Origin of the sequence: Variovorax cryoconiti, from assembly GCF_051216395.1 — a bacterium.
GTDB lineage: Bacteria > Pseudomonadota > Gammaproteobacteria > Burkholderiales > Burkholderiaceae_C > Variovorax.
In genome coordinates, this window is sequence record NZ_JBPJZI010000055.1 from 1 (window position 1) to 1,123 (window position 1,123).

At 67.1% G+C, this 1,123-nt stretch carries 3 protein-coding genes; 2 read left to right on the forward strand and 1 reads right to left on the reverse strand.

The features are described 5' to 3' along the window. The coding region (locus ACSFA2_RS25660; protein WP_475545399.1) for an FCD domain-containing protein at positions 1 to 312 on the forward strand (312 nt) is incomplete at its 5' end. Here the strand turns inward: ACSFA2_RS25660 and ACSFA2_RS25665 are convergent. After that, entirely contained in the window at positions 309 to 779 is a 471-nt protein-coding gene (locus ACSFA2_RS25665; protein ID WP_435458148.1) for a GNAT family N-acetyltransferase, read from the reverse strand. The two genes, ACSFA2_RS25660 and ACSFA2_RS25665, sit on opposite strands and share 4 nt — an antisense overlap. 74 nt (positions 780 to 853) lie before the next feature. Here ACSFA2_RS25665 and ACSFA2_RS25670 point away from each other — a divergent pair. Beyond that, on the forward strand, positions 854 to 1,123 hold a 270-nt coding region (locus ACSFA2_RS25670), incomplete at its 3' end, for a LysE family translocator (protein ID WP_435458149.1).

A 1,123-nucleotide genomic window follows, 5' to 3' on the forward strand; every position in this document is an offset into this window, starting at 1 on the left:
GACGATTGGCTGGGCGTGGGCACGGCCAACATGGTGTTCCACATGGCCATCGTGGAGCTGGCCGACAGCGAGCGGCTGAACAACCTGTTCGCGCACATCCTCGTCGAGCTGCGGCTGGCCTTCGGCCTGCTCAAGGACCCGGAGTTCCTGCACGCACCCTACGTGGACATGAACACGAAGCTGCTCGAACTCATCGAGGCCGGCAAGTTCGCCGAGGGCTCGGTGGCGCTTAACGACTACCTCATCCACTCCGAGCGCATCGTGCTGGCGGTCTACGCCCGCCGGATGCCGGAAGGTGGCGTCGACAACTAGGTAGCCGTCAGTTCGAGCTTCATGCCCTCGTGCGTGGCCTCGAAGCCCAGTCGCTCGTAGAAGCGGTGCGCGTCAGTGCGGCGCTTGTCGGTGGTGAGTTGCACGAGGCGGCAGCCCGCGGCCCGGGCGGCGTCGATGGCGAAAGCGATCATGTGCTCGCCGATCTCCTGCTCACGGTGGGTGGACGCCACGCGCACGCCCTCGATCTGCGCCCGCAGCGCGCCCTGCCGGGCCAGCCCCGGAATGACGATGAGCTGCAGGCAGCCGACCACGCCCTCGGGCAGTTCGGCCACCAGCACGTCGTTGCCATCCTGCGCCTCGATCTGCCGCCAGGCCGTTTCGTAGAGGGCCGCATCGCCCGGGCGCTCACGCGCCGCGCCGAGCACGTCGTCAGCGAGCATGGCGACGATGGCGGGGAGATCAGCCAGCACGGCCTTGCGTATCTTCAGAGGGGAATTCGTTGTCATGGCGTTCGCTGCGGCTTTCTCGGGATGAGCTGAAATAATGGCAGCCCCTGCAACGCCCTGCCGACGGACCCGCCATGACCCTGTCTGCCTACCTGCTCTTCCTGCCGGCCTGCTTCGCCATCAACATGGCTTTCGGCCCCAACAACCTGCTGTCGGTGACCAACGGCGCGAGGCACGGCGTGTCGCCGGCGGTGATCGCGGCAAGCGGCCGGCTCGTGGCCTTCGCGATCATGATCGCCATCGCGGGGCTGGGCATGGGCGCGGTGCTGGTGGCGTCGGAGCTGGCCTTCGACGTCATCAAGTACATCGGCGCGGCGTATCTGGTGTGGATCGGCATCCGCCTG